The organism is Exiguobacterium sp. B2(2022) (assembly GCF_028823655.1).
GTDB classification, from domain to species: domain Bacteria; phylum Bacillota; class Bacilli; order Exiguobacteriales; family Exiguobacteriaceae; genus Exiguobacterium; species Exiguobacterium aestuarii_A.
In genome coordinates this window covers 1-21106 of the sequence record NZ_JAPEHX010000018.1, presented here as the reverse complement: position 1 = coordinate 21106, position 21106 = coordinate 1, and the positions used below count along the sequence as shown (strand labels likewise).

The 21106-nt window shown below is 51.3% G+C and carries 21 protein-coding genes; 9 read left to right on the top strand and 12 right to left on the bottom strand.

The features are described 5' to 3' along the window. Positions 1–58 precede the first annotated feature (58 nt). Positions 59–550: a YdcF family protein gene (locus ON063_RS05160; RefSeq protein ID WP_274664454.1), complete on the top strand. Its 492-nt coding sequence runs from the start codon at positions 59–61 to the stop codon at positions 548–550. Between the two features lie 20 nt (positions 551–570). Here the strand turns inward: ON063_RS05160 and ON063_RS05155 are convergent, their stop codons facing one another. From ON063_RS05155 to ON063_RS05145, 3 genes are all read right to left on the bottom strand, one after another. Beyond that, a complete protein-coding gene (locus tag ON063_RS05155) occupies positions 571–2391 on the bottom strand; it encodes an acyltransferase family protein (protein WP_274664453.1) in 1821 nt (606 codons plus the stop codon). Between the two features lie 154 nt (positions 2392–2545). After that, positions 2546–3730, bottom strand: a complete 1185-nt coding sequence (chrA, locus tag ON063_RS05150) for a chromate efflux transporter (RefSeq protein ID WP_274664452.1) — start codon at positions 3728–3730, stop codon at positions 2546–2548. Positions 3731–3734: 4 nt separating this feature from the next. Next, a complete protein-coding gene (locus ON063_RS05145; RefSeq protein ID WP_074036378.1) occupies positions 3735–4043 on the bottom strand; it encodes a PadR family transcriptional regulator in 309 nt (102 codons plus the stop codon). A gap of 200 nt (positions 4044–4243) precedes the next feature. Here ON063_RS05145 and ON063_RS05140 point away from each other — a divergent pair, with 200 nt between their 5' ends. Beyond that, a complete protein-coding gene (locus ON063_RS05140; protein WP_274664451.1) occupies positions 4244–6928 on the top strand; it encodes an HD domain-containing phosphohydrolase in 2685 nt (894 codons plus the stop codon). A 39-nt stretch (positions 6929–6967) separates the two neighbouring features. Here ON063_RS05140 and ON063_RS05135 read toward each other — a convergent pair whose 3' ends face one another. The 3 genes from ON063_RS05135 to ON063_RS05125 are packed head-to-tail and all read right to left on the bottom strand — an operon-like array spanning position 6968 to position 10132. Further along, positions 6968–8068: an ABC transporter permease gene (locus ON063_RS05135; protein ID WP_274664450.1), complete on the bottom strand. Its 1101-nt coding sequence runs from the start codon at positions 8066–8068 to the stop codon at positions 6968–6970. After that, positions 8055–9188, bottom strand: a complete 1134-nt coding sequence (locus tag ON063_RS05130; protein ID WP_274664449.1) for an ABC transporter permease — start codon at positions 9186–9188, stop codon at positions 8055–8057. The genes ON063_RS05135 and ON063_RS05130 overlap by 14 nt, the downstream gene beginning before the upstream one ends. An 11-nt stretch (positions 9189–9199) precedes the next feature. Then, positions 9200–10132 carry an ABC transporter ATP-binding protein gene (locus ON063_RS05125; protein ID WP_274664448.1) on the bottom strand — a complete coding sequence of 311 codons (933 nt, stop codon included), beginning with the start codon at positions 10130–10132 and terminating at the stop codon, positions 9200–9202. A 144-nt stretch (positions 10133–10276) separates the two neighbouring features. Here ON063_RS05125 and ON063_RS05120 point away from each other — a divergent pair, with 144 nt between their 5' ends. Beyond that, entirely contained in the window at positions 10277–10672 is a 396-nt protein-coding gene (locus ON063_RS05120) for a hypothetical protein (RefSeq protein ID WP_214693899.1), read from the top strand. An 81-nt stretch (positions 10673–10753) separates the two neighbouring features. On the opposite strand, the gene ON063_RS05115 is transcribed toward ON063_RS05120, so the two are convergent. From ON063_RS05115 to ON063_RS05090, 6 genes are all read right to left on the bottom strand, one after another. Then, the gene (locus tag ON063_RS05115; RefSeq protein WP_274664447.1) at positions 10754–11653 is read right to left on the bottom strand and encodes a CAP domain-containing protein; all 900 of its coding nucleotides are present in this window, start codon (positions 11651–11653) and stop codon (positions 10754–10756) included. A 131-nt stretch (positions 11654–11784) separates the two neighbouring features. Next, entirely contained in the window at positions 11785–12543 is a 759-nt protein-coding gene (locus tag ON063_RS05110) for an ABC transporter permease (protein WP_274664446.1), read from the bottom strand. Next, positions 12543–13391 carry an ABC transporter ATP-binding protein gene (locus tag ON063_RS05105; protein WP_274664445.1) on the bottom strand — a complete coding sequence of 283 codons (849 nt, stop codon included), beginning with the start codon at positions 13389–13391 and terminating at the stop codon, positions 12543–12545. The genes ON063_RS05110 and ON063_RS05105 overlap by 1 nt, the downstream gene beginning before the upstream one ends. Beyond that, complete coding sequence (locus ON063_RS05100; protein WP_078147432.1) at positions 13388–13594, bottom strand: PLD nuclease N-terminal domain-containing protein; 207 nt, start codon at positions 13592–13594, stop codon at positions 13388–13390. Before ON063_RS05100 ends, ON063_RS05105 begins: the two co-directional genes overlap by 4 nt. A 112-nt stretch (positions 13595–13706) precedes the next feature. Then, positions 13707–14120: a universal stress protein gene (locus ON063_RS05095; protein WP_214693889.1), complete on the bottom strand. Its 414-nt coding sequence runs from the start codon at positions 14118–14120 to the stop codon at positions 13707–13709. 69 nt (positions 14121–14189) lie between these two features. Continuing rightward, complete coding sequence (locus ON063_RS05090) at positions 14190–15671, bottom strand: SulP family inorganic anion transporter (protein WP_446719122.1); 1482 nt, start codon at positions 15669–15671, stop codon at positions 14190–14192. Between the two features lie 224 nt (positions 15672–15895). Between ON063_RS05090 and ON063_RS05085 the strand changes: the two genes are divergently transcribed. The 6 genes from ON063_RS05085 to ON063_RS05060 form a co-directional block, all read left to right on the top strand. Beyond that, on the top strand, positions 15896–16213 hold the full coding sequence (locus ON063_RS05085) for an ArsR/SmtB family transcription factor (protein WP_274664444.1): 318 nt from the start codon (positions 15896–15898) through the stop codon (positions 16211–16213). Positions 16214–16225: 12 nt separating this feature from the next. Further along, entirely contained in the window at positions 16226–16585 is a 360-nt protein-coding gene (gene arsD, locus ON063_RS05080) for an arsenite efflux transporter metallochaperone ArsD (protein WP_446719121.1), read from the top strand. Positions 16586–16598: 13 nt separating this feature from the next. After that, positions 16599–18356 carry an arsenical pump-driving ATPase gene (arsA, locus tag ON063_RS05075; protein ID WP_274664442.1) on the top strand — a complete coding sequence of 586 codons (1758 nt, stop codon included), beginning with the start codon at positions 16599–16601 and terminating at the stop codon, positions 18354–18356. Continuing rightward, a complete protein-coding gene (locus ON063_RS05070) occupies positions 18353–18631 on the top strand; it encodes a Fe-S cluster assembly protein HesB (protein WP_274664441.1) in 279 nt (92 codons plus the stop codon). Before arsA ends, ON063_RS05070 begins: the two co-directional genes overlap by 4 nt. 33 nt (positions 18632–18664) lie before the next feature. Beyond that, complete coding sequence (locus tag ON063_RS05065) at positions 18665–19951, top strand: arsenic transporter (RefSeq protein ID WP_274664440.1); 1287 nt, start codon at positions 18665–18667, stop codon at positions 19949–19951. Positions 19952–19963: 12 nt separating this feature from the next. Beyond that, positions 19964–21106 (top strand): FAD-dependent oxidoreductase (locus ON063_RS05060; RefSeq protein WP_274664439.1); only part of this gene is annotated, 1143 nt, incomplete at its 3' end.

Below are 21106 nucleotides of genomic sequence, written 5' to 3'. Positions count from 1 at the left end.
TTCTTTCTTTAGAGTATGGTTAAAAGAGAAAGTATGAAATGTAGGTGACCACATGAGAATGAACGCAACGGGGGATTATCGCTTCGTATTGATTCTTGGAGCGAAGGTCAACGGTACCTCTCCATCGAGAGCGCTCCGACATCGGATTGACATCGCGGCTGACTATGCGAAGGCGCATCCAACTGTAGAACTCATTGCAACTGGGGGACAAGGACCTGACGAAGGCATGGCCGAGGCACTTGTGATCGAACGAGAACTGATGGCACGAGGCATTGAACCACACCGGATCCATGTCGAAGCGACCTCTACCTCAACGATTGAGAACTTTCAGCACAGTCGTCCGTTTTGGCAAGGTGAGGCGGGGCTTACCATCGTGACGAATGACTTTCATGTCCCGCGGGCACGTCTCATTGCGAGGCTCTATTTCCAGCTCGAGAGCGATGCCCTGTATGCACCGACTCCGCCACTCGCAAAAGGGCGATACGTGATCCGTGAAGCGTTAGCTTATGTGAAACTACTCGTCCGCTACCTGTTCAAAGATAAAAACTAGGCTCTTGCATCCGCAAGAGCCTAGTTTGATTGACAGCCGATTTCTTGATTTAAGACTTCACCGAACGCTTCGGCGCCTTCCACATTCAGATGGACGCCATCGCTCTCGAAATAAGATTCTTTCCCGACGGATTGACCATGCCAATCGATGAGAGAAACGTTCTCGTGAAGTTCGCTTGCCCGAGCGAGCTTCTCATTGACCTCGCTCTCCCACGGGCGAGGGACGCGGGTGTTGATTAAATAAATATGGTCCGCGCGCTCGAACTGTTTGAGGAGCGTGTCGAGTTGTTCCATCTTGAACGCCCCGTTCGTTCCGAGATGAAGGAAGACGACATGACCTGGCGCGTTATACGATGCATACTGAGATGCGACCGGAATGGCATCGCGGACTTGGCGCCCGATTTCAGCATCGATGGTCATGTTCGGAAACGCATCTGCCAAGTACTCGTTCAATCCGAGCATGACCGAATCACCGATCGCGAGCGCTGGTGGACAACTCTTTTCCTCTGGCGTTTCAGTTGGTGGCGGCGTCACGTCTGTGGTCGCTTCTTCCGAATCATCTGTTTCAGGTTCTTTCGGCACATCAGGTGTCTCTTCCTTTGGCATCGGTACTTTCACAATCGGAATCTCATCTTGTGCCGGCTTCGATTCAGAGAAGGCCAAGATGGTCAAGTTGCCGACGAGTACGAGTGAGAGTGCCGTCGCGCAAGCCGTAGCCGCGAAACGGGCACTTGGATGCGTCGGTGTCGAGACGAGTTGACGGAACGAGGCGATGAATCCGTTCCGACGAATCGGTGTCTCAATAAAGCGATATGACAATTCGGCAATCAACAACGTGAGCGCGACCTGACCGACCGCAAGGAGCGGTGAAAACGTTCCAAGTCGTTCGAGCGGTGTCGACAAGATGATGACCGGATAGTGCCATAAATAAATCCCGTACGTTCGCGTACCGATCACACGAAGCCAAGCGCTTCCAAATAGGCGTGACCAGATCGTCGCCGGATGGGCGACCGCGGCAATCAAGATTGCGGACAAGAAGGCGACGAGTAAGAAGCCCCCATAATAGAGGAACGCGTCATACGCATTCACCGTGACGATGATTCCGACGATTCCGATGAGAGAGATCGCACCAGCCACGTTCAAAATATGTCGTCCGATGTTTGGGATGACCGCTTTGAACGTATCTGGCCGCCAGCCGAATGCGAGCATGGCACCCATGAGCAGACCGAACAGGCGGGTATCCGTCCCGTAGTAGACACGGCTCGGGTCCGCTTCTGGAACGTAGTGGAACGCCATCCATGTCGCCGAGACGATTAAGAGTGCTGCGACCAACTGAAGCAACCGTTTCCGGAAGGCGAGACCGACGAGTAGAATGAGCGGCCAGACCGCGTAAAATTGTTCTTCAATTGAGAGAGACCATAAGTTTTGAAGTGGTGACGGTTTCCCGAAGCTCTCGAAATATGACACTTCATGGAAGATGTACCACCAGTTGTTCACGTAAGCGAGCGCGGCGAGTGAATCTTGCCGTACCGTCTCAAGCAACGAGCGGTCAAAGAGCGTGACGTATGTCATCACGAGAGACAACATCAAGACGAGCGCCGGGAGCAATCGACGGAAACGGGCGATATAGAATCTTTTCAAGTCGATCGTGCCGGTTTTCGTCCACTCTCGAATGAGGATGCCGGTAATCAAATAACCGGACAGGACGAAGAAGACATCGACACCGAGGAATCCCCCGGATATGTAAGGTACGTTTAAATGATATAGAATCACAGCCAAAACGGCGAACGTGCGTAAGCCGTCCAGACCGGGCATATACGTTGTATGTTTAAGCGGTTTCATGCCCCCACTTCCTTTCTAGTCAAAGCGGACATTTCCCTTTTTTTAGAATCCATTCTTCAGTATAACGAGTGGACGAGAGGGAATGGTTTCAAAAGATTAACAATCAAATGAGCAAAAAAATCCACAAAAAAAGGGACGCAAGGTCCCTTAGTGATTACACCATTTTGATCAACATTCCACCGATGACGCCGGCGATGACAAGTGCCCAAGGTGGTAATTTCCAGTAGGCGATCATGACGAACAAGAAAGCGGCAAAGACGAAGTCGATCGCACCGTTGACGGTACTTGTGAAGATTGGGCTATAAAATGCCGCAATTAAAATACCGACGACCGCAGCGTTCACCCCGATCAAGGCTCCAGCGACTTTCGGGTTGTGACGAAGCGCATCCCAGAACGGGAGGGCCCCAAGGATGAGCAAGAACGCCGGTAAGAAAATGGCGACCGTCGCCAAAATCCCACCCGGAATCCCATTGATGACTGTCCCGAGATAAGAAGCGAACGTGAACAATGGTCCCGGAACGGCCTGGGCGGCACCGTATCCCGCAAGGAACGCTTCTTCACTCAAGAAACCTGCAGGGACGAGTTCACGCTCGAGGAGCGGCAAGACGACGTGTCCGCCACCGAAGACGAGCGCACCGGCGCGATAAAAACTATCGAACAAGGCAATCGCCTGGTTTTCAAACGTTTCCCGTAAAATCGGCAAGATGATGAGAAGTGCCCCGAATACCGACAGCAAGACGGCACCGAGTCGTTTTGAAATCGGGAACGTGCTTGATTTCGCATCGAGACGATCTGGCTTGAACAACAAGAACCCAGCGACAGCAGCGACGAGAATGACAAGCACTTGGCTGAACGTCGTCTGCCACAGCAATACGCCGGCAAGTGCGAAGAAGGCAATCGTCTTCGTCTTCGCATCAGGTGTGAGCTTACTCGCCATGCCTAAAATCGCATGGGCGACGATGGCGACGGCAACGACTTTCAAACCGTATAACCAACCGGCATCAGAGACGTCGAGACCGGATAGGACCAAAGCAAATAACATGAGGGCGATGACCGACGGGGTCGTGAAGCCGATGAACGAGGTGATCCCACCTAATATCCCGCCACGAACGATGCCGATGCCGATCCCGACTTGAGAACTCGCGGGGCCGGGCAAGAATTGACATAAGGCGACGAGGTCGGCGTATGCCTTCTCATCCATCCATTTGCGCCGTCTCACATATTCCTCATGGAAATAGCCAAGGTGGGCGACCGGTCCGCCGAACGATGTCAGACCGAGCCGGGTTGAAACGAATAAAATCTCTAGTAACGTCTTGAACGTCACACGCTGTGTCGTCATGTCTTCACTCCTTAATTTCTTTGAATAACTCATAAGCTTTCTGACGGGCTTCTTGTAACACCGATAGCCCTTTTTCGGTCGTCACGTAATTTTTGCGGACGTGTCCGTCGACGGTCTCGTTTTCGCGAACGAGGAGACCATCCTTCTCCATTCCGTGCAAAATTGGATAGAGCGTACCGGCACTGATTTCATATCCGTGCTCCCTTAGCTCATCCACCATCCATGCCCCGTACACCGGATGTTCAGCGGCATGATGCAAAATATGAATGTGAATGAATCCGAGGAACAGCTTTCGCAGGACGCGGTCTTCCATACGTGTCATCTCCTTGTTATCGAATTCCGATATCGGTTTTCGAAATCAGTCTAACAAATGTGCGAGAAGGTGACAAGGAATCTGTATGCAGTTTACGAAAACTTAAAACAAGAAGAAGGGAATGAGTTCGGAAAAAATAGGGAATCAATCACAAATGAGGTAAACTAGGTGTTGAGATTAATTGCTGAGGAGGAAGTGACGTGACAAACCCCATTCATTCTTCATACGCTACATTGTTACGCCATATGCCCCAAGGCTACGTCGAGTTTAAAGTGATTTACGACGACGCTTCGGAGCCGATTGACTATGAATTCTTTGAAGTGAACGCGGCCTTCGAGAAGATGATGAAGGGAAAACGAAAACATTTTATCGGACAGAAAGTGTCGACGGCACTCAAGGATTTTGAATATAGCGAGCGGGAGTGGATGATTCAAGTGGCACGGGTCGTCAGTGATGGCGGTACGGTGACGTTTGAACACTTCTCTCGCCGTAACAAATCATGGTTCGAAATGTCCGTTTTCAGCGAACGAAAAGGCTTTGTCTCCGTCATGTTCCATGACATCACGCGACATGTACAGGAAAACAATGCCTTGAAACAGCTCGTGAACGTATCGCATCGTTTTGTTTCAACGGGAAGCGACTTATTGATGAACCAACAGTTTCTTGACCAGATTCGTGATTTCACTGGGGCGAAAGCGGTCGCGCTCAATTTGATGGAAAGCGATGGGGAGTCATATACGACGGTCGCGTTGTCCGGCATGGACGAGATGTTAGAACGAAGCCTCGATGTGTTAGGGTTTCATCCGGTAGGGAAGAAGTGGCCGATGACCGACCAACGACGGGAACTATTCAGTCAATCGAATCCACTCGTCTTCGATGGGATTGATCCGTTGATTGATGGGACGCTACCGAAACGGCTCGTCAAAAACTTACTTCGCATCTTTTCACTCGGCGAGGTCGTTCTCTTTAAAATCGAGAAAAACGGAGTTCTCTATGGCGACTTGACCATTATTATGAACGAAGGAGATGTCGCGAATCGACTTGGACTTGTCGAGTTGTATCTTGTCCACGTGCTCGAGCAGTTAGTCAAAGCGGATCACCAAGTCGGTGAGACGAAGAAGTCGATGTTCGATGGGTTTGCGACACTTGATTTGGAGTGCATCATGGCGCTCAATACGCGTCAAATCTTACATTTGAACGATACGTGGGAGCGGGTGCTCGGATATTCGATTGACGAACTCGAAAATATGGACTTTCTTAGCTTGATTCACCCAGACGACGATGGCATCACAGAAGCTGCCTTCGCAGAACTCGAGGAACGAGGAGAACTGTTCCGTTTCGTCAATCGCTTCCAAACGATTGATGACACCTATCGCTCGATCGAATGGCACTGTAAGCTTCAAGGAAACTACATTTACGCCGTCGCGAAAGATGTAACGGATCGCGTTCAGTTGGAAGAAAAATTGGCCGAGCGAGACCGTTTGTTGACGAAACTGTCTGATCAAATTCCGGGAGCCATCTATCAGTTCGAGTTGTTGCCGGATGGTAGCTTCAACTTCCCATTCTTCAGTCGCGGCTTTGAAGACATGTTAGGAATCTCTGCGGAAGAAGTGCAGGCAGATGCCGGACTCGTTTTCCGACGGATGCATCCCGATGACTATCCTCACGTCATGCAGTCGATTGATGAATCGTATCGGAACTTGACGATATGGGACGCGGAGTTTCGAGTATTAGCCGAGGATGGACGAACGATTTGGATTTTAGGGTCGTCCCGCCCAGAGAAGATTGCTGACGGTCATGTCCTCTGGCACGGATATATTGGTGACGTCACTGAGAAGAAAAAGTACGAGAAAGAAATCGAGTATTTAAGCTATCACGACCAGTTGACAGGGGTAAAAAATCGTCGGTACTTTGAAGAAGCACTAGAACGTTATGACGACGATGCATTCTATCCGTTGTCACTGATCGTCATCGATATTAATGGACTGAAGTTGACGAACGATGCGTTCGGACACTTGATCGGAGACCGGCTGCTCGTCGAAGCGTCGAATATTTTACGGAATGAGTTGCGAGCGAAAGATGAAGTGGCACGTATCGGTGGAGATGAGTTCGTCGTCATCTCGCCGAACACGACACTTGACGAGGCGAAGCATTTGTCTGATCGTTTGAGCCGCCTCTTCCTCGGACAAACGGTAGAAGGACTCCCGATTTCCGCCTCGTTCGGTGAGGCAGTCAAGCATGACGTGTCCATCGGATTGACGGACGTCTTCAATTTAGCGGAAGACCGGATGTACCATCATAAAGTATCCGAGAAACAAAGCCGTCGCCATCACTCGATTCAACTGATCATGCGGACGCTGTATGAAAAGATTCCCCGTGAAGAGGCGCACTCCCAGCGTGTCGCGAATTTGTCTGGGAAGCTCGCAGAAGCGATGGGCTTCACAAGCGCCGAAGTGAATGAGATTCGAACGGCCGCCATCTTGCATGACATCGGAAAAGTAGCGATCAGTAACGATATTTTAGATAAGCCAGGTGCCTTGACTGAACCCGAATGGCGTGAAATCAAACGACATCCTGAGGTCAGTTACAATATTTTAAGTACGGTTCCTGAATATGTCGCCTTGTCTGAGATCGTCTTGGCACATCATGAACGATGGGACGGGAAAGGATACCCGAAAGGGATGAGTGAATACGAAATCCCGCTCGCTTCCCGTATCATCTCGATTGCCGACACGTTCGATGTCATGGTGACAGGTCGTCCTTATCGACAGGCGAAGTCGATTGATGAGGCGCTTGCCATCATTCAACAAGAGGCGGGCAAGCAGTTCGACCCGACACTCGTCGATGTCTTCTTTGAAAAAGTCGTTCCAACACTGCAGCAATAAACAAGCGAGTCCTCTCTTATTTTGGGAGGACTCGCTTTTTCAAACGGTGAGTGGACGCTTCTTCAAGACGAGAACCGTCAACAAGAAGACGACGGCGGTCATGCCGATCATGACGAGGATGGAGAGGAACGGAAACTGTCCTTCGTACATCGTGATGACCCCGTTATTTAGCCAATAGGTCGGTAGGAAGCGTCCGACGAGTTTCAATGAATCTGGTAACCAAAGCAGACTGATGAACGCGCCTCCGGTAATGGCGGATGCCATCGTGACCGATATTTGAAAGATGTTCGCCTTCTCTCGATTCGTCGCAAATACCGCGATGAGGCCACCAAATGCCAGACAGACGAGCAGATAGGCCGAGAACAAGGCGAAGACGGTCGGGAGATGGGTCCACACGTCTTGGCCGTAAAGCGCGAGACTCACGCCAATCAACAGCATGACATAGACGAAGCCGACGAGATAGAAGGCGAGAAGAAGTGATGCGAAATACCGCCGTGGTGACACCGGTGAGGCGAACAGGCGGGCATAAATCTTCTCGTCCCGGTCATCCGCGACAAACATCGGGATGAACTGGAGGAACGTCGACATCATGATGAACGACAAGAGACCGAAAAACGCTTGTGTGCGTGCGGTCGTCGCGACGCTCTCTTGGAACGGTTCACTAGAGAGCGTGTATCCGTTATCTGTCTCCTCGGTCGCGAGTTGGGTGAATGTGGCTTCGTCATATTCACTCGCCTCAAGAAGCTGGCGTTCACGTGACAAGTGACCGTTCAATGCCTGTTCGACTAAAGAAGCGTCACTGCCGGCAATTGCGGAGAACGAGAGACGAGGCATATCGCCGTTGAACGATTGCTCTGTAAAACCTTCAGGAATGAGAAGCACGATGTCTTCTCCTTCTAACAAGACATCTTCGCCACTCGTCTCAAGCATGGTGACGCGACCGAAACGTTCGGCTTCTTCGATGAGGCGCTCGGCGAGAATATCCCCGTCCTCATCGACAATGCCAATCGACGCATTGAGACTCGACGTCCCCCCTACGAAGGAGAGGATGAGCGCAAACCCGAACATCGAGACAAACGTGAATACCCAGAGCCCTTTCTTTCGGAGCATCCGTTTGGCGACGTGCCTAATGAGTACCATAGCGTCTCACCCCTTTCGACAGAAGATAGCTGAGTACGATGAAGATCAGCAGATGGACCCCGAGTAAACCGAGGCTTTCCCAATAGACGCTCATGTCGCCTCCCCGAAGCATGACGGCCAGCATCCCGTCGCGCATGAAAATCGGCATGAACACATACGCGGCCCATGGCGCATAGTTGAGCGTCACTTGATCGAATCCGGGAACGTAGCCCCCTGATAAGATCATGATGATGGCAACGAAGCCGTTGACGACCGCATCTTTCGTCGTCGTACTCAACTTCGGCAGGTTGACGATGACAAAGCCGATGGCGACCCCATACGCGGTCAAGGCGAGCCAAGCGAGAATCAAATAACCGAACTGGACATTTGCCAAATCAAACGTCCGATAAACGAAATGGCTGAACCAGAACAACAAGATGAGCTGAAGCAAAATGATGACGTAGCGGCTGAACGTCCGCGCGAGCCGATATTGGATTGTTCGGACAGGAGCGGCTTGAATCCGTAGATAGCTGCCGATGTTCGGCTGTTCTTCCCGTGCCATCGCCGTGATATAAAACGACCCGAACAGAGCAGTCATGATGGAGATGGTGACGGTGAAATATTCGAGCGACGTCGGGGTCCGTCCCGCTAAATCGACGCTTTCTGTATCAAGCCATGCCTCATTCTCGTAGGGTGCTGATAAACCGGACTCTGCGAGCGTGATCTGTTGATTGGCGATTGCCGTATACTGACCGAGAATGGCTTCAAGGACGTCAAACTCGACGGTCGTCGGCTCTTCGTATAGCAGCGTGATGTCACTGCCATCGAGTCGTAAGATGACGTCGGCATCCCCGTCGTTCACGCCTTGCTCGGCTGACGCAATGTCTTCATAAGGGACGAGACGGATAAACGCCTGAATGTCTTCGTCGTTCAAAAAGTTCTCAAGCGGTTCTCGATACTGGTCGGTCGATGCTTCGACGTACGCGACGTTCGTGACGGGGAGTTCGAACGTGTCACTGAAGACGGCCGATAGCATCGTCCCGAGTCCGAAGATGAGGATGAGCGGGAAGAGGAGCATCCAAAAAAGTGTCGCACGATCTCGGAGCCGCTGTTTCACATCATATTTGATAAATGTCCACATGAAAGGACCTCCTATTCCCGGAGCGTCTTCCCGGTCAATGCCAAAAAGACGGTATTGAGGGAAGGACGGTCGACCGTGATGGACGTGAAGTGAACATGTTCCTGATGAAGCGTATCCAGGAGCGGGGCGAGCGGCGTATCTTTATCGAGCGACACTTCGATATACGGTTCCTCATATTGCACTTTTTGGACGTGGTCGAGTGCATCGAGCCGTTCGAGCAGGTTCGGGGTGAGCGCATCAACTTTGATGCGGGCTGTCTCGAGCGTCATGACGCGGTCTTTCAGCTCATCTTGTGTCCCTTCGGCGATGATTTTTCCTTCGTCGACGATGGCGATGCGGTCGCAGAGCAGCTCGACCTCTTCCATGTAGTGTGACGTATAGATGATGGTGGCACCACGACGGTTTAGTTCACGAATATTCTCTAAAATCGTGTTCCGTGATTGCGGGTCGATGGCGACGGTCGGTTCATCCATAAAGATGAGTTCTGGTTCATGAACTATTCCGCATGCGATGTTGAGGCGGCGGAGAAGACCGCCGGACAGTTCTGGTGGGCGTTTCTTTTGATGGGCATCAAGTTCGACGAACGCAATCGCGGCCTCGGTCTTTTGTCGCGCTTCTTTTGGACTGAATCCGTATAATTCAGCGAAGAATTGAATGTTTTCATATACGGTCAGTTGGTCATAGACGGAGACGTGTTGCGGGACGATCCCGACGCGTCGCTTGATGGACAGTTCGTCCTTTAGCATCGATTGTCCAAAGATGTGAATGGATCCCGAATCCGCCTCGTATAGATTCAACATGACGGAAATGGCCGTCGTCTTACCGGCACCGTTCGGACCAAGAAGACCGAACAGCTCGCCTTTTTCGACGTTCAGACTAAGGTCGTTCAAGGCGACTGTGTCCCCGAACCGTTTCGTGACATGATCGAGCGAGATGATCGACATAGATGTACTCCTTTCTCATGTGAAAGACTCATCATTCTACATAAAGGTGTTCGTGAATTGTCACGAATATACCTGTCCGGATTCATGAAAATGTGCAATAATCTAATTATTCAGATAATTATTGTGTTGAAATGAGGGATTGGGATGAAAGGGTGGCAATTCAATAAACATGAGGGGGCGTTATTCCCGGACGAAATCGTACTGTCTGCATTTTGTACAGTCGAACCGAAACGGATGGATTCGACGTTACCGTTTTATTATGACGAGTCGATTTTTCGATTCACCAATAAAGAGGAGACGTTCTACTTTAAAATTTCGCCGAGCTATCACGAGTTTGAAATCAATGTGAAAGACCGGGACGGGGAACTTCTTTACTACCAATTGCTTCGGACCGTCAGTAAGGTCGAAATCTTAGAGGACCGACGTGACCATGCGGAGCTGTTGATCGTTCTCGCGGAAGACCGGAAGCGGACCGTGACGTCAATCGAATTGACTGTCCGACCGCGTTTTCGTGTGCTTGTGAAAGAGCATGAGGTATGAATAGATAAGAGGTGGAGCGGGTGCAGACCCGCTCTTTTTTGTGCCAAAAAACCAGCCACCGACGTGACTGGTTCCCATTGATTATTTCGTCAAAAAGATTTGAACGTGAATGGTCGACCCTTGGGCATCGGTCGCTTTCCCAATCCCGAGATGTGTATAGTTCGCGTTCAAGATGTTGGCACGGTGACCGCTGCTGTTCATCCAGGCGTCCACCGCCCGGACCGGGTCGCTCGAGCCTTTGTAAATGTTTTCTCCCCATCCCCGGTACGACACGCCATAGGCACGTAATGTATCACCAGGCGTACCGTTCTCCTTCAACGTATGGGAGAACTGACCTGTCCTAGCCATTTCATCCGCTCGGACTTGTGCGACACGGTTTGCTTCGTTCGAAGCGGCGAGTAGCGATAAGCCGGTTGCTTGTCGTTCTTGATTCGTCTCTGTTAACACGTTGACTGGCGACGTGAAGCTGACATGCTTGGCTTGGAGATACCCGACGTATGAGCCGTAACGGACTTTATACCATCGAGACGTTCCCGTATAGCGATACGAGATCGTTTCGAGTGCCGTGCCTTGACGTAAAAATTTGACATTCGACGAAGTCGTCAGCGGTGCAGACTTCACGTACACGCTCGAAGGTTTGACGTAGGTCGGGGTCGTGAATGAAACTTCCGCTGTAGATAGACGCACATAGTCTCCTGGTACATAGGCGTACCCGCTGCCCCATTGAATCTTGTACCAACGCTCTCCATTCACAAAAAAGGTGGTGCGTACGTGCATCGAGCCGTCACGAGGAATGGCATTCAGTCGTGGGGCACCGAGCGATGGTGTGGGGCGCGAGTATAATTTACTAATATTCGTCACATACCCTTTCGTATTGACCGATACTTCCGTATACGCATGTGCAACGATGGATTGTTGCGACAACGTTGCCGATAGCGACATGATGAAGGTCAAGAGAAAGGCAGTCATGATTTTTTTCAAATGGATAAACTCCTTTATTCATTGGATGACTTCTATTGTACAAGAACAATGAATCGTTTCAGTTTACCATTTCGTTACAAATAATAGTTTCTGAGGAAGGTCATCTTATTCTAAATTGAAGGATCAGACGTTTACGCCGAATGACTCATAAACCGAAGGCGCTTCGACGCCACATAAAGCGAGAGGCTGACGACGAACATTCCGGTCACGAGCGGCCACATGAGGTCTACTTCTGTCAGGAGCACTTCGCTCGAAAGCGGACCGAGCATCCAAGGCATCCAATCGAGGTCGACCCAACCGATGAGGAGCGACATGACGAAATGGAGGCCGAGCGTCAACACGACCGCGACGACACCACTTTCCAACATCGCGGCGATAAGGAAGAAAATCGATAACTGAACAACGAAATGACAGATGAGGAGTGTGGTCGATATGAGAAAGTCGAGCCAATCGAATGCGTCGAACAAAATGACCGTATAATAGGCGGCTGCCGTTTGTGCGAGCAAGATGCTGCCGACGCTTAGTAGGGCGTAATGTCCCCATTTACTGACGACGATGCGTGACGTCGGGATTTGTAACGACTTGAGCCAGGCGAGGGTCCCGTTCGTCCGTTCATGGCTGAACGTATGCATCGCCGACAATAAGACGACGAGGAGCCCGATTTGGCGAAGCTGTTCGCTGACAGAAATCAATACTTCTTCCGGTGTCGGTGTCGGAATTTCAATGACGGCACCGTCCGGTAAGTTCCCACCGGATGCGAGAATATCGGGTAAGAAATAAAGCGTGAGCGGCTGCATGGAGGCGAGGAGCATGAGAGCGATCGGAATCCAGATAAGTCGCTTGTTCACCCACGACTCCCGCCATTCTTGTTTAAAGATTGCCGTGCGCATCAGGCGTTCACCTCCAAGAACAAGGACTCGAGTGACGGATGCCCGACGTGTAACGATTGAACGGTGACGTTCAGTTCAAGGATTCGGTTCAAGATTGCACGTTCAGCGATATCCCGGTCCGTCGATTCGAACGTCCACGTCGAGCCATTTTTCGTCACACGACGCACACCGGCTAACGTTTCCCAATCTGTCCCGCTCGTCGGGTCGTCGAAGAGACGTAATTCAATCGTGGATTTCGCTCCGAGCAAGTCGGTCACCGTGCCTTCCAGCAGTAGTTTACCTTGTCGAAGCAAGAGCACCCAGTCGCTCGCTTCTTCAGCATCCGGGAGGACGTGTGTCGAATAGAGAATCATTCGCTCTCGTTTCAAGTCGCTCAACAAGTCGAGCACTTCCCGTCGACCGCGTGGATCTAAAGCTGAGACCGGCTCGTCGAGTAACAGTAATTCAGGGTCATGGACGAGTGCCTGGGCGATGCCTAGACGCTGACGCATCCCGCCCGATAAGTTCGAGGTCGAACGGTCGACAGGCTCAAGACCGACGCGCTTTAACAGTTTGATTGAATCGACATGTTTCGTACCCGTCAATTCAGCAGCGTAGCGAATCGTCTCGACTGGCGTGAGGGATGGATAGAGGGCGGGACGTTGTGGCAAATAGCCAACCCGAATCTGGTCATGTCCGCTCATGTCTCCACTCGTCGGGTCTGTGACTCGGGCGAGCAAGTTCAACAACGTTGTCTTCCCGGCTCCATTTTCTCCGAGTAACGAGGTACATCCTGGGCGCAGTTCAAAGCTGACATCATCGAGTGCCGTGAAGGAGCCGAATCGTTTGGTTAACTGTGTGACTTTCATCGCGGCGTCCGTCCCCATAAGAAGTAGATGATTGGGCCGAGAATGTTGATGAAAACGATGACGAGGAGCCATACCCATTTCGGGCCGTTCGTCATGTCCCGTTTGAACAAGTCAATCAAAGCGACGACGAGTAAGATCAGTTGCAGGATGAGTACAGGTAACAGGATGAGAAAAAGTGTATTCGGGTCGTTTGCGATATCCATAGCGAGAACCTCCTTCAGTAATTAGACTGTCCTTACACATTCTACACGAACAGGGCGTCCCCTGTATGAGACACAAAAAATCCCCATCTCACGAAGAGACGGGGAAGACGAATCATTTGACGATGATGACAGGAGCGAGTGCACGTTTGGCGAGTTTATGACTGACGCTACCGAGCACGAACTCTTGGAACGTGTTCAATCCACGCGATCCGACGACGACATATTCGTACGGTTCGTGGTTCGCATATTTGACGAGCTCAACGTCCGGTTCACCACGAAGTTCGATATACTCGTAAGGGATGCCTTCTGCTTCCGTCAAATCGAATAACGGTTTGAGCATCTGCTTCCGTTTTGTTTCCAAGTCGATTTTACCCGTCGAGTTGAGGGCGGCCTCTTTTGATTCTTTCGCACTGATGACATGGACGATGTCAATCGACGCATTGGACGCCTTTGCGAGTTGAATCGCCTTTTCAAGCGCACGTTTCGAGTGGGCAGAACCATCTGCCGCTAAAAATACCTTTCCCATGAAAACTCCTCCTCTTTCGCACGTTCTACATATAGTATAGGTGATTTGGTGAAGCGGGGGAATGCCGAATCAATGTCCTGCGTTCGCGTCTTGTTGCTTCAAATGAAGCGCGAGCGTGTTGAGCAGTTTTTCAGAGTCTTTATTCAAATTGAGAAGTTCAGGTTCAATTCCGACTTCACGGTATTTGAAGACGACCTTATCGATGGCGCCGATGGCCGAGTCATCCCAAAGATGCGTATTCGCAAAATCGATGGTGACCTGTTTGACACCTGCATCCACGTCTTCTGTCACATCAAACTGGTTGACGAATTCAGACGTCGAGGCGAAGAACAATTGTCCGTTCACGATATATCGAGCCTGGTCGGCATCGATATTGCGGTCGAGCTCGACTTTTGAGATTTTCGCGGCGAAGAGAATCGCTGCTGTCAAAATACCAGCAAACACACCGAGTGATAAGTCGTGGGTAATGACCGTGACGAGTACGGTGACGAGCATGACGACTGTGTCTGACTTTTGAGCGGTCCGCATTGCTTTGAGCGAGCCCCAGTCAAATGTCGCATACGACACGAAGAACATGACACCAACGAGCGCGCCGACAGGGATGAGCATCAAGATGTCGCTCATAGTCATGATCATGATGAATAACGCGAGTCCGGCCGTGAATGTCGAGAGACGTCCACGCGCACCAGAGGAGACGTTGATGACCGATTGCCCGATCATTGCACATCCTGGCATCCCACCGAAGAACCCGGCGATGATGTTTGAGATCCCTTGGCCACGAGATTCACGGTTCTTATTCGAGTCCGTGCCTGTCATGTCATCAACGATTTGGGCCGTCAAGAGCGACTCGATCAATCCGACAAATGCGAGGGAAATCGAGTAAGGAAGAATGATCGACAACGTCTCAAACGTCAACGGGACGTTCGGGAATAAAAATTCCGGGAGTGTTGCTGAGATTGTTCCCATGTCTCCGATATTTTTCGTATCGAGACCGAGGGTGATAGCTAAAATCGTCATGACGACGATGGCGACGAGCGGGGCAGGGATCAATTTCGTGACTCGCGGGAACAAAAAGATAATGGCGAGTGACGCCGCGACGATTGCCCAGATAATCCAGCTCTCGCCTTCAAAGTTTGATAACTGTGCCTGGAAGATCAAAATCGCAAGCGCGTTGACGAATCCGACCATGACGGCACGCGGGATGAACTTCATTAAACGGGCGATGCCGAGATAACCGAGGACGATTTGAATGATCCCCGTTAAAATACCGGCAGCGAGCAAATATTGAAGGCCGTGGTCGGCAACGAGCGAGACGACGACGAGTGCCATCGCACCGGTGGCAGCCGAAATCATCGCAGGACGGCCGCCCGCGATTGAAATGACCATGGCGATGATGAACGAAGCATAAAGCCCGACCATCGGATTGACGCCAGCAATGAGGGAGAACGCAATCGCCTCAGGGATGAGGGCGAGCGCGACGACAATTCCCGCAAGGAGGTCTGCTCGGACATTACCGAGCCAATCTTGTTTGATTGTATTCATTTTTTCCAAGAAGAACACACCTCTCTTTTTATTTTGACTTTGACCTTCGAGTCTCACGAAGATCAAACGTCGCATTATATGAGAGAAAATGTTCTGACGTTACATGTTTTCACAACGTGTTTCATCATAACGGATTTTTTTTGAAAAGACAATTGAATGCAGGTAAAAAATGTGGTAATTTCATAACGGATACGTTATATAACAAATTTGTTATACAAGGGAGTGTCATGAAGATGTACACCGTAGAAGAATTAAGTAAAGTTCTCAAAGTGCTCGGTGACCCGACCCGATTGACTATGATGAAACAGATGGAAGCAGGCGAACAGTGCGCCTGTAGTTTCGTCGATTGTTTCGATATTTCGCAACCGGCAATCAGTCGCCATTTGAAGATGTTACGCCAGGCGGGGCTCTTGCTCGAGCGTCGGGACAAACAGTGGATCCATTATCGGTTGAACGAGACGAGTCCGTTTTATCCGCTCGTCACTGATTTGTTAGCGAATTTAGAGACGAATAAGCCGAGCTGTGATTGCGAGCCGAATTGTGCAGTTTAAGGAGAGATGAAGATGAAACTTGAAGTGTTTGAACCAGCCATGTGTTGTCCGACCGGATTGTGTGGACCGTCCATCGACCCGGAACTGACAAGGGTGGCGACTATCCATTACGTGTTACAACAACGCGGCTTTGATGTGTCGCGCTATAATCTCGCATCGGAACCGAACCGATTCGTCGAGAATGCCATCGTCCAAGCCGAAATCATGAAGGGGCTCGACGTGCTCCCGATGACGCTCGTCGACGGAGAAATTGTGAAAAGAGGCGCTTATTTGTCGAATGAAGAGATGGCGGAGTTGACGGGATTACCGATTGCCGCATTCGCGAAACAGGACGGAGAAAAGCCGAAAGTTCGAATCTCACTCAAAAAATAAGGAGTTGCTCACAGTGAAGCCATTTGATTTTCAGACGATTGAACCGACCCGTTATGTGTTTTTGACCGGAAAAGGTGGCGTCGGGAAGACGTCGACGGCATCGAGTCTCGCCTTGACGCTCGCCAATCGTGGAAAACAGATTTTACTCGTCTCGACCGACCCGGCAAGTAATCTACAAGACGTGTTTGAGATGGAGCTCGATGAGACACCTCGTCTCGTCGCAGGAATGACGCTCGCGATTGCCAACTTTGACCCGGAACAGGCGGCAAAGCAGTATATGGAACGCATGGTCGGTCCGTATCGGGGCGTTTTACCGGACGTTGCGATCCAATCGATGGAAGAACAGTTATCTGGCGCCTGTACGGTCGAGATTGCGGCGTTCGACCAGTTCACGGAGCTGTTGACGTCCGAGGCGGCACGAGAACGATACGACCATGTCATCTTTGATACGGCACCGACTGGGCATACGCTCCGGTTACTGACCTTACCGAGCGCATGGGATGAGTTTTTAGAGACGAATACGACGGGTGCGTCTTGTCTCGGACCACTGGCTGGTCTCGCGGATAAGCAAGTGCAGTACAAACGAGCCGTCGAGACGCTCATCGATGAAAACGAGACGACGTTATTGCTCGTCGCTCGTCCTGAGAAGTCGACACTCGTCGAAGCGGCGCGAGCCGCGACAGAACTTCGCGCCATCGGCATCGAGCGAATGCAACTCATCATCAACGGTGTCGTCGACTCAGGTGAAGGGACAGACCGTTACACGAAGCGGTTCATCGAACGCCAACAACAAGCACTCGACGATCTCCCGCATGGAATCGTCGACCTCGAGACGTTTACGCTCCCGTATGCGTACGAGAATCTCGTCGGGGTTTCGGCGCTCCAGCGTTTTGTGGGCGGGGAGTCGGTCGTGATCTCGGATGCATGCTATGACACGAGTCGTTACGGATCAATCGATCAACTCGTCGACGAAATGGAGGCGGACGGTCCGAGCGTGATCATGACGATGGGGAAAGGTGGCGTCGGGAAGACGACACTCGCCTCGCTTCTTGCTGTCGCGCTTCACGAACGAGGGCATGCCGTCCATTTGACGACAACAGACCCGGCCGCTCATGTCGAACTCACAATTGGCGCAGACGTTTCAGATACGTTCACCGTCGATGCCATTGACCCGAAAGCCGAGATTGAGAAGTATCGGACGGATGTGTTCCGTGAAGCAGGGGACATGAACGAAGAGCAGCGCATGATGCTCGAAGAGGACTTGCGCTCACCGTGCACGGAAGAGATTGCCGTCTTCCGAGCCTTTGCTGATCAAGTGGCGAAAGCGAGAGACCGCTTCGTCGTCATCGATACAGCTCCAACTGGGCATACACTTTTGTTATTAGATGCGACGGAGAGCTATCATCGTGAACTTGAACGGTCGACCGGCGTCGTTCCGGAAGCGGTCCGAACGTTACTGCCGAAACTGCGTGACCCGAAACAAACGCACGTCATCATCACGACACAGCCTGAGGCGACGCCGGTATATGAAGCGGAGCGTCTCACGGCCGACTTACAACGGGCAGCGATTCAACCGTTCGCTTGGGTCGTCAATCAATCGTTTACGCCACTCGACGTCACAAGCAAGCTGCTGACATCGAAAGTCGCGAGCGAGGCGACATGGCTCGAACGTGTGAACAATAATCCACGCCCAGCGATTCTCGCATGGCAAGAACAACTGCCGGTTGGATACTCGGCATTATCTCAATTATTAAAGGAGAAAATACAATGAACATCACAAACGAAGCAATCGATTTTTTGAAGACGGCACTTGAAGAGGATGAAACGAAATCTGTCCGCATCATCACAGAGGCAGGTTGCTGTGGACCAACGCTCGGTCTAGCCGTGGCGACACCAGAAGAGACAGACGAGGTGAAGCAGTTCGACACGCTCACGTTTGCTGTTGCAAAGGAAGCTGAAGCGTTGGCGGAAAACGTGACGCTCGACGTCGAATCGACAGAAGATGGCATCACGCTCGTGTTGCGCGGTTTACAACCATCTTGTTAATGAAATAAATAGAGATTATTGGAGGAACTCATTGTGCAGTGGATTGCTAGTCTAATTTTTTTAGTGACGCTCTTTCTCATCATCAAGCAACCGAAAGGCCTCGGCATCGGTTACTCGGCGATGGGGATGGCAGTCATCGCCCTCCTTTCAGGCGTCGTTAACCTCGATGACGTCGGAACGGTATGGGGCATCATCTGGAACGCGACATTCACGTTCATCGCCGTGATTTTGATCTCACTCATTTTAGATGAGATTGGATTTTTTGAATGGGCCGCTTTACATATGGCACGAATCGCTAAAGGCGGTGGGGTGAAGCTATTCGTCTATATCACCTTACTCGGCGCGCTCGTCGCGGCATTGTTCGCAAACGACGGGGCCGCACTCATTTTGACGCCAATCGTTTTAGCGATGGTGCGGGCACTTAAACTGCCGGACGCGGTCGTATTGGCGTATGTGATGGCATCCGGCTTCATCGCCGACACAGCAAGTCTTCCGTTCATCGTCTCGAACTTGGTCAATATCGTCTCGGCTGACTTCTTTGGTATCGGGTTTGCCGAGTATGCGGCGCGGATGGTATTCGTCAACGTGTTCGCAGTCGCAGGTAGTCTGCTCGTCTTGTATCTCTATTTCAAAAAAGACATCCCGAAACAATATGACGCGTCTCAGTTGGCCGAACCGGCGTCGGTCATCAAAGACCATACGATGTTCCGCTTATCGTGGGTCGTACTCGCTTTTCTAGTTATCGGTTACTTCACAAGTGACTTACTCGGAATCCCGGTCTCACTTGTTGCCGGTGTCATCGCCTTGTTCTTCCTCGTGATGGCGAATCGGTCATCTGCGGTAGAGACGGCTCAAGTCGTGAAAGGTGCACCATGGGCGATTGTTTTCTTCTCGCTTGGGATGTATATCGTTGTCTACGGTTTACAAAACGCAGGACTGACACAAGTACTTGCCAATTTCATTGATTGGTTCGCAGTAAATGCATTTAGTGCGACGTTCGGGATGGGATTCTTGGCTGCCATCTTGTCATCGGTCATGAACAACATGCCGACCGTCATGATTGATGCGCTCGCCATCGACTTGACGAATACGACCGGTCAGATTCGGGAAGCGTTAATCTATGCGAACGTCATCGGGTCCGACCTTGGACCAAAGATCACCCCGATTGGGTCGCTTGCGACGCTCCTTTGGCTCCACGTGCTCCGCACGAAAGGCCTCAAAATCGGATGGGGTGAGTATTTCAAAGTCGGGATCATCTTGACGATTCCGACACTGGCCATCACATTGCTCGGCCTCTATATCAGCTTATTACTTTATTAAGGAGTGAGTTATATGAAATTAGTCATCATTGGATCCGTTGCTGCCGGGACATCGGTCGCAGCGAAAGCACGTCGGAATAACGAGAACGCCCAGATTACGATTTACGACAGGGATTATGATATCTCGTACTCAGGTTGCGGCATTCCGTACTACGTCGGCGGAGAAGTGGAGTCACGTGACGATTTGACACCTCGTGACGCGGCGTTCTTCAAGAAACGCTACAACATCGATGTCATGACACGTCATAACGTGACGACAGTCGACAAGGACGCGAAGACGGTGACAGTGGAAAACTTAGAGACGGGCGACACGTTCACGGACTCCTATGACATCCTCGTCCTTGCGACAGGGGCGACGAGCATCATTCCTCCGATTCCGGGTGTGAAATCGGATAACGTCTTCCCGATTCGAAACATTCAGCACGCAGAGGCGACACGTTCGTTCGTCGACTCGACGAGCCCGAAACATGCGACCATCATCGGTGCCGGCTTCATCGGTTTGGAGATGGCCGAACAGTTGAAGCTACGCGGTGTGGACGTGACAATCATCGAGCGCGTGCCGCAGGTGATGCCACCACTCGATAAAGACATGGCGTGCCGCGTCGAGGAACACCTCGAGAAGAACGGAATCGAACTCATGCTTGGGGAGACGGTGACGGAACTTGTCGGTGATGGACATGTGGAACGTGTCGTCACAGAGAGCGGCAAGACGATCGAGACTGACTTCGTCATCTTATCGGTCGGGGTCCGTCCGAACGTCGAACTTGCCATGAACATGGGAGTGGAACTAGGTGAGACGGGAGCGATTGCCGTCAATGAACGTATGGAGACGAACATCCCGGACGTGTATGCGGCTGGAGACGTCGCGGAGAGCTTCTCCATCGTGACAGGAAAACCGATCTGGCGCCCGCTCGGTTCGACAGCGAACAAGATGGGGCGGACCGCTGGGGACGTAATCACTGGTGGGCATCTCGAGCATCGCGGCATCCTCGGTACGGGTATCTTCAAAGTATTCGGACTTGCGGTGGCGCAGACAGGTCTTTCCGAGAAGGAGGCACGCGAACTCGGTTACGACATCGAAGTGCTCCATAACACGAAACCGGATAAGCCTGCCTATATGGGTGGAAAAGACATGACGATTAAAGCGGTCGCAGAC

What these genes read in the sequence shown, in the direction of transcription:
- arsD (WP_446719121.1), top strand. Translation starts at nt 16,226, where the DNA reads ATGAAACTTGAAGTGTTTGAACCAGCCATGTGTTGTCCGACCGGATTG.
- ON063_RS05110 (WP_274664446.1), bottom strand. Translation starts at nt 12,543, where the DNA reads ATGCGCACGGCAATCTTTAAACAAGAATGGCGGGAGTCGTGGGTGAAC.
- ON063_RS05120 (WP_214693899.1), top strand. Translation starts at nt 10,277, where the DNA reads ATGAAAGGGTGGCAATTCAATAAACATGAGGGGGCGTTATTCCCGGAC.
- ON063_RS05145 (WP_074036378.1), bottom strand. Translation starts at nt 4,043, where the DNA reads ATGGAAGACCGCGTCCTGCGAAAGCTGTTCCTCGGATTCATTCACATT.
- ON063_RS05095 (WP_214693889.1), bottom strand. Translation starts at nt 14,120, where the DNA reads ATGGGAAAGGTATTTTTAGCGGCAGATGGTTCTGCCCACTCGAAACGT.
- ON063_RS05100 (WP_078147432.1), bottom strand. Translation starts at nt 13,594, where the DNA reads ATGGATATCGCAAACGACCCGAATACACTTTTTCTCATCCTGTTACCT.
- chrA (WP_274664452.1), bottom strand. Translation starts at nt 3,730, where the DNA reads ATGACGACACAGCGTGTGACGTTCAAGACGTTACTAGAGATTTTATTC.
- ON063_RS05070 (WP_274664441.1), top strand. Translation starts at nt 18,353, where the DNA reads ATGAACATCACAAACGAAGCAATCGATTTTTTGAAGACGGCACTTGAA.
- ON063_RS05135 (WP_274664450.1), bottom strand. Translation starts at nt 8,068, where the DNA reads ATGGTACTCATTAGGCACGTCGCCAAACGGATGCTCCGAAAGAAAGGG.
- ON063_RS05160 (WP_274664454.1), top strand. Translation starts at nt 59, where the DNA reads ATGAACGCAACGGGGGATTATCGCTTCGTATTGATTCTTGGAGCGAAG.
- ON063_RS05130 (WP_274664449.1), bottom strand. Translation starts at nt 9,188, where the DNA reads ATGTGGACATTTATCAAATATGATGTGAAACAGCGGCTCCGAGATCGT.
- ON063_RS05085 (WP_274664444.1), top strand. Translation starts at nt 15,896, where the DNA reads ATGTACACCGTAGAAGAATTAAGTAAAGTTCTCAAAGTGCTCGGTGAC.
- ON063_RS05155 (WP_274664453.1), bottom strand. Translation starts at nt 2,391, where the DNA reads ATGAAACCGCTTAAACATACAACGTATATGCCCGGTCTGGACGGCTTA.
- ON063_RS05105 (WP_274664445.1), bottom strand. Translation starts at nt 13,391, where the DNA reads ATGAAAGTCACACAGTTAACCAAACGATTCGGCTCCTTCACGGCACTC.
- ON063_RS05125 (WP_274664448.1), bottom strand. Translation starts at nt 10,132, where the DNA reads ATGTCGATCATCTCGCTCGATCATGTCACGAAACGGTTCGGGGACACA.